This window comes from Streptomyces sp. HSW2009 (genome assembly GCF_040240285.1).
Taxonomy (GTDB): Bacteria; Actinomycetota; Actinomycetes; order Streptomycetales; family Streptomycetaceae; genus Streptomyces.
In genome coordinates this window covers 1-6,768 of the sequence record NZ_JBEHZD010000452.1, presented here as the reverse complement: position 1 = coordinate 6,768, position 6,768 = coordinate 1, and the positions used below count along the sequence as shown (strand labels likewise).

General features: G+C 73.5%; 4 protein-coding genes. 1 reads left to right on the top strand and 3 read right to left on the bottom strand.

The genetic code is table 11. The features are described from left to right. The 3 genes from AAHZ94_RS25955 to AAHZ94_RS25945 form a co-directional block, all read right to left on the bottom strand. On the bottom strand, positions 1–856 hold an 856-nt coding region (locus AAHZ94_RS25955), incomplete at its 3' end, for a serine/threonine-protein kinase (protein ID WP_349995682.1). A 112-nt stretch (positions 857–968) separates the two neighbouring features. Continuing rightward, on the bottom strand, positions 969–1,775 hold the full coding sequence (locus tag AAHZ94_RS25950; RefSeq protein WP_349995681.1) for a hypothetical protein: 807 nt from the start codon (positions 1,773–1,775) through the stop codon (positions 969–971). A 286-nt stretch (positions 1,776–2,061) separates the two neighbouring features. Continuing rightward, on the bottom strand, positions 2,062–4,497 hold the full coding sequence (locus tag AAHZ94_RS25945; RefSeq protein ID WP_349995679.1) for an ATP-binding SpoIIE family protein phosphatase: 2,436 nt from the start codon (positions 4,495–4,497) through the stop codon (positions 2,062–2,064). 258 nt (positions 4,498–4,755) lie between these two features. Between AAHZ94_RS25945 and aspS the strand changes: the two genes are divergently transcribed. Then, positions 4,756–6,609, top strand: coding sequence for an aspartate--tRNA ligase (aspS, locus tag AAHZ94_RS25940; RefSeq protein ID WP_349995683.1), 1,854 nt, complete (start codon positions 4,756–4,758; stop codon positions 6,607–6,609). The last annotated feature ends 159 nt before the right edge of the window (positions 6,610–6,768 follow it).

Below are 6,768 nucleotides of genomic sequence, written 5' to 3'. Positions count from 1 at the left end.
ACGACACCGCCCCCGGCCGGGCCACCCCGGGGGCGCGGGCGGGGCCCGCCGCGCCGAGGGCCTGTGGGGGGGGGGGGGGGGGGGCGCGCGGGCGGCGCCGCACGTTCTTCTCCAGACACCGTTCGACCAGCGGAAACAGCTCTTCCGGCACCCCGTCGATATCGGGCGCGTCATGCACGGTCCGGTACAGCAGCGCCGGCGCGTCACCGCTGCCGAACGGCGCCCGCCCGGTCGCCGCGTACGCGAGCACGCAGCCGAGCGAGAACACGTCGCTGGGCGGCCCGACCTCCGCGCCGTCGGCCCGCGCCTGCTCGGGCGAGAGGTAGCCGGGCGAGCCGATGACCATGTTGGTCGCGGTCAGCGCCGTGTCGTCCAGGGCCCGTGCGATGCCGAAGTCGATCAGCCGTGGCCCGTCCAGCGCGAGCAGCACATTGCCCGGCTTGACGTCGCGGTGCACGAGCCCGGCCGCGTGCACCGACTCCAGCGCCTCCGCGAGCAACTGGCCCAGCCTGCGCAGCGTGGGCAGCGGCAGCGGCCCGGTGCGCACCACGGCCTCGCTGAGCGCCGGGCCCGGCACGTACGCGGACGCCAGCCACGGGGCCCGGGCATCGGGGTCGGCGTCGACCACCGGCACCGCCCACGGACTCTGCACCAGCCGCGCCGCGGCCACCTCGCGCCGGAACCGCACCCGGAAGCCCGGGTCTTCGGCCTGCTCGGGATGGATCACCTTCAGCGCGACGAGCGTCCCCCCGGACGACCGCCCGAGGTAGACCACGCCCATGCCACCCGCACCGAGCCGGCCGAGCAGCCGGTAGCCCGCGATGGTCGAGGGATCGGAGTGCCGCAACGGCCGCATCAGAGACGTCCTTCGCACAGGTCATGTAGGGCACGCAGGGCACACAGGAGATCGCCCGCGGGATCGCACGCGGAGGGGCGCCCGGCCGCGCGGCCGGATCGGTCCGCGGGCCTCACTGGAGCGCCTTCTTGGTCCGCCACTGGAGATCGGCGAAAGCGCGTGCCCGTATCGCGCCCACGCCCGCCGCGGAATGCCCCTTGCTGCCGCGGACGGTGACCGTGATCGTGACGGGCCCGAGCCGCGAGGTCGCCCACTCATACGGATAGGGCCCGCCGGTGGTCCGGCTCCGGTAGCTGCCGCGCTCGAAGAGGTGGTCGTCGACCGTCTCCTGCCGGTTGTTGCCCCGGGCGCTGGCGTCCGACCGCAGGTCGCTGAGCACGTCGTCGGCGTTGAGCTGCTGCGTGGGACAGCGCAACACCTCCTCAAGCGAGGTCGCCATCTCCCGGTCGGCGCTGTACGCGTCCCGGTGTACGGAGACCACGGTGGTGGCCTCCACCGGGCCCTTGCCGCCCGCGGCGGGCTGCGCGTAGTGCCGCGCCACGCTGGTGAACACGGAACCCGGCAACGTGCCGCGCTGCCACGTACAGTCCGTACCGAGCACGCCCCACTGGCTGCTGTCGTCCTCGTACGGCACGCCCCGCGCGAAGTCAGCCCCGAACGACCGTGGTTGCAGCGTGATCGACCTGGCCAGCCGCTCGGCCCCAGCCCGGTCCCGCGGCAACCGGTCGGCCCGCGGCACGAACGCACTGGCCTCGGGCGCAGGCTCCGCCCCGGCGTCCCCCCGCTCACCGGCCTGCGCCGCGGAGCGCCCCCGGTCCTTCCCGTCGGCCCCGTCCCCACCGCCCGAACACCCGACGGCCAGCACCGCCATCACGACGACGACGGCCCCATACCCCCATCGCCCACCATAACCGCGCATATCGCGCTACTCCCCCCGCTCTCCCCGGATCTCACCCTAGGACGCCGGACAGAGCATGAGACGCCAATTCCCCCGAGAACAACGGCTGTTACTGGCCAACCCTGGTGGTGTGGTGGTGGGGTCCGGGGGATGGACGGGGGGTTGCGGACGGTGGGCGTCAACGAAGCGGCCACGCGGCGAGGTCGCCGCGATGGCGAGGTGGCCGCGTGGGGACGGCGGGGCTGACGCGCCACACGCCGCCGGGGGCCAGGCCGGGCATCGGCTCCGCCCCGACGGCGTGCGGGGCCTATGCCCGCCCCGCCGCCGGCGACTCCGCGGCGGCCTCCCGCGCCAGCGGGTCCCGTTCCGGTTCCGGTTCCGGTTCCGGGAACTGTTCGCGGAGTTCGAACCAGATGCACTTGCCTTCGCCGCGCGGGTCCACGCCCCAGTCGTCCGCCAGCATCTCCATCAGCAGGAGGCCGCGGCCGGACGAGGCGAGTTCGCCGGGGTGGCGGCGGTGCGGGAGTTCGTCGCTGGCGTCGGCCACGTCCAGGCGGAGCCTGCGGCTGCCGTGGGCGCCGCTGACCTCGGCGATCACCAGGGCGTCGCCGTCCGTGTGCACCAACACGTTGGTGATCATCTCGGAGAGCAGCAGGACCGCCGACTCCACCTGGTCGTCGTTGGACCAGTCGTGCAGCGTCTGGCGCAGTTGCTGGCGGGCCTCGGCGAGCCGTTCCGGCTGGGCCTGGGCCACCGTGATGGCGGTGCGGCGGCGCGGCGGGCCGGCCGGTGGGCGTTCGGTGAGCCCGCGGGATATCAGGACGAAGGCGATGTCGTCCTCGCGCCGGTCGGCCAGCGGGCCCGTCCGGTAGTACGAGGGCGGGCCGTGCACCGCCTGGAGCAGCGCTTCGGCCAGCGCGTCCAGGTCCTCCTGGTTGCACAGCCAGGGCGCGGGCCCGGCCGCGTCCCGCGCGGCGCCGTCCAGCACGTCGGCGGCGACTTCGGCGGCGGCTTCCGTAACGGCTTCGGTGACGGCTGCTGCGACTGCCTCCGCCGCGGCTTCGGCCGCCGCTCCGCTCACCCTTTCGGCCCTGTCGGCCCCCGCCTCCGCCCCCTCGCCCAGCCCCGGCTCCGGCTCCGGTTCCGCCTCCGGCTTCGGCCCCGGCTGGGCGAGCTGCGACGTGACCTCGCGGAGGTGTTCGGTGAAGACCGTGCGGATGCGGTCCCAGCCCGTCTCCAGGTCGTGGCCGCCGGTCTCTATGAGGCCGTCCGTGCAGACCAGGAGGGTTTCGCCGGGTTCCAGGGTGAGTCTGGTGGTGGGGTAGTCGGCGTCCGGTATGACGCCGAGCGGCAGGCCGCCGGCCGTGGGGCGGACCAGGACCGTGCCGTCGTCGTGGGCTATCGCCAGGTCGGGGTGGCCGGCGCGGGCCACGTCCAGGGTGCCGGTGGTCGGGTCGAGCTCCATGTAGAGGCAGGTCGCGAAGCGCGGCTCGGCCTCCTCGCTGTCGTCCGGGCCCGCGCCGTCCGACCAGCCGCCGCTGTCGGTGAGGCCGGCGAAGAACCGGGAGGCCCGGGAGAGCACCGCGTCCGGGTGGTGGCCCTCGGTCGCGTACGCCCGCAGCGCGATCCGCAACTGGCCCATCAGCCCCGCGGCCCGTACGTCGTGGCCCTGCACGTCCCCGATGACCAGCGCGGTACGGCCGGACGGCAGCGGGATCACGTCGTACCAGTCGCCGCCGACCTGGAGCCCGCCGCCGGTCGGCACGTACCGGGCGGCGACGGTCAGCCCGGGTATCTCGGGCTTGCGGTCGGGCAGCATGGTGCGCTGGAGGCCGTCGGCGAGTTCCCGCTCGGTGTCGTGCAGGCTGGCGCGCGACAGGGCCTGCGCGAACATCCGGGCGATGGTGGTGAGCACCGAGCGCTCGTCGGGCGTGAAGGAGACCGGCTCGGAGAACGCGGCCAGCCAGGCGCCGATCGTCTTGCCCGCCACGATCAGCGGCAGGAAGGCCCACGAGCGGCGCCCGTACGGCATGGACAGCGGCCAGGCCACCGGGTAGCGGCTGCGGTACTCCTCGGGGCTCGGCAGGTAGATCGCGCGGCCGGTGCGCACCGCCTCGGCCGCCGGGTAGTCGGTCTCCACCGTCAGGTCGAGGAACGGCTCGGCGCCGCCCTCCCCGTACCCCTGGTGGCCGAGGACCACGATCCGGTTGCCGTCCACGCCGAAGACCGCGAGGCCGTCCGGGGTGAAGCCGGGCATCGACAGGCCGGCGGCCACCCGCAGCACCTCGGCGCTGGACTGCGCCTCGGCCAGCGCGCGCCCGGCGTCCAGCAAGAACGCCTCCCGGTTGCGCCGCCAGTCGCCGGTGATCGGGGTGGCCGACGCGGGGCCCGGCAGCGGCGCGGGCACCTCCTCCAACGTGCCGACCAGTTCGAAGAACTCGCCGTGCACGACCGGCCTGGTGCGGCTGCGCACCGTGCGCAGCACCCGGCCGGCCTCGTCCACCACCCGCAGCCTGGCCTCGGCGAGCGCGCCCTCGGCCAGCGCCAGGTTGACCACGCCGTTGATCTCGACCCAGTCCACGGGGTGGAAGCGGGCGCGGACCGTGGACTCCGGGAGGTCAGCGGGTACGGGTGGCAGGCCCAGGAGACGGGCCGCCTCGCCGTCGAGGGAGACCTCCCCCGAGGCGTTGCCCCACCGCCAGAGGCCGGTCCTGATGGTGGCCAGAACATCCTCGGTGCGCATTGCCCTACTTTAGGTTCATTTAGTCAATATCTACCAGTGTGATGGTGCGGGCGGCTGGCCGCCCGGTGCACGGCGGCCGGCCGGTACGAGGTGGCCAGCCGCCCGGCACTGCCTTGCATGGTGACACCGTGCGGGTGGGGCCCGGACAGGGCGGTAGGCTGGCACCTTGCCCGTAGTGGCACTCGCGCCCGGGCCCCGGCCTTGCAAAAGCCCCCCGCCCGAGCCGTCCACGCCCCGATCAGACGACTTGGATGAATGATGCATCGGTACCGGTCCCACACCTGCGGCGAGCTCCGTGCCGCTGACGTCGACACTGAGGTGCGGCTGAGCGGCTGGCTGCACAATCGACGGAACCTGGGCGGCATCCTCTTCATCGACCTGCGCGACCACTACGGCCTGGTGCAGCTCGTCGTGCGCCCCGACACGGCCGCCAACGAGGCGCTCAGCTCGATCAGCAAGGAGACGGTCGTCCGGGTGGACGGCCGGGTCATCGCCCGCGGCGCCGACAACGTCAACCCGGAGCTGCCCACCGGCGCCATCGAGGTGGAGGTCAGCGAGGTCGAGGTGCTCGGCGCCGCCGAGCCGCTGCCGTTCACGGTCTTCCCCGAGGACAACGTGAACGAGGAGCGCCGCCTTGAGTACCGCTTCCTCGACCTGCGCCGCGAGCGCATGCACCGCAACATCATGCTGCGCTCGCAGGTCATCTCCACGCTCCGGTCCAAGATGACCGCGCTCGGCTTCAACGAGCTGGCCACCCCCATCCTGTCGGCCACCTCGCCCGAGGGCGCCCGTGACTTCCTGGTGCCCTCGCGGCTGCACGCCGGCAAGTTCTACGCGCTGCCGCAGGCCCCGCAGCAGTTCAAGCAGCTCCTGATGATCGCCGGCTTCGACCGGTACTTCCAGATCGCGCCCTGCTTCCGCGACGAGGACGCCCGCGCCGACCGCTCGCCGGGCGAGTTCTACCAGCTCGACGTCGAGATGAGCTTCGTCGAGCAGGAGGACGTGTTCCAGGTCATCGAGAAGGTGATGACCGACCTGTTCAACGAGCTCGGCGGCGGGCGCGAGGTCACCTCGCCGTTCCCGCGCATCCCCTTCCGCGAGGCGATGCTCAAGTACGGCTCGGACAAGCCCGACCTGCGGGCCCGCCTGGAGCTCGTGGACGTCTCGCACATCTTCGCCGGCTCCGGCTTCAAGGCCTTCGCCGACAAGCACGTACGGGCCCTGGCGGTGCCCGGCACCGGCGAGCAGCCGCGCAAGTTCTTCGACCAGCTCGGCGAGTACGCGGTGGAGCAGGGCGCCAAGGGCCTGGCCTGGGTGCGCATCGGCGCCGACGGCACGTTGACGGGCCCGATCGCCAAGTTCCTCACCGAGGACGACGTGACCAAGCTGGTCGCGGAGGTCGGCGGCGAGGCCGGCACCTCGATCTTCTTCGGCGCGGGCGACTTCGACGAGGTCTCCAAGATCATGGGCGCGGTGCGGGTCGAGGCCGCCAAGCGTGCCGGGCACTTCGAGGAGAACGTCTTCCGGTTCTGCTGGGTCGTCGACTTCCCGATGTTCGAGAAGGACGAGGAGACCGGCGCGATCGAGTTCTCGCACAACCCGTTCTCCATGCCGCAGGGCGGCCTCGAAGCGCTCCGCACGAAGGACCCGCTCGACATCCTCGCCTGGCAGTACGACATCGTCTGCAACGGCACCGAGCTCTCCTCCGGCGCCATCAGGAACCACGAGCCCGAGGTCATGTTCGAGGCGTTCGGCATCGCCGGCTACTCGCAGGAAGAGGTGGAGCGCGAGTTCGGCGGCATGCTCCGCGCCTTCCAGTTCGGCGCCCCGCCGCACGGCGGCATCGCCCCGGGCGTGGACCGCATCGTGATGCTCCTCGCGGACGAGCCCAACATCCGCGAGACCATCGCCTTCCCGCTCAACGGCAACGCCCAGGACCTGCTGATGGGCGCGCCCAGCGAGGTGGACGAGGCGCGGCTGCGCGAACTGCACCTGGCGCTGCGCAAGCCCGCCCCGGCCAAGCAGGCGGCGGCGAAACCGGCCAAGGATGCCGAGGCAGCCGCGGCGGCCGAGCCCGCCGCGCAGGCGGAGAAGCCCGGGCAGGACGCGTAAGACAGCCACATCGGGGGGCCGCCCGCCGCGGCGGGCCCCCCCCCGCGTGGCCCCGGCGCCCCCCGCCCCCCCGCGGGGGGGGGCCCGGGGGGGGGGCGCCGGGGGCGCGGCGCCCCCCGTCGGGGCCCACTAAGCCCCCGTCTGCGCCCCGCGGCGGAC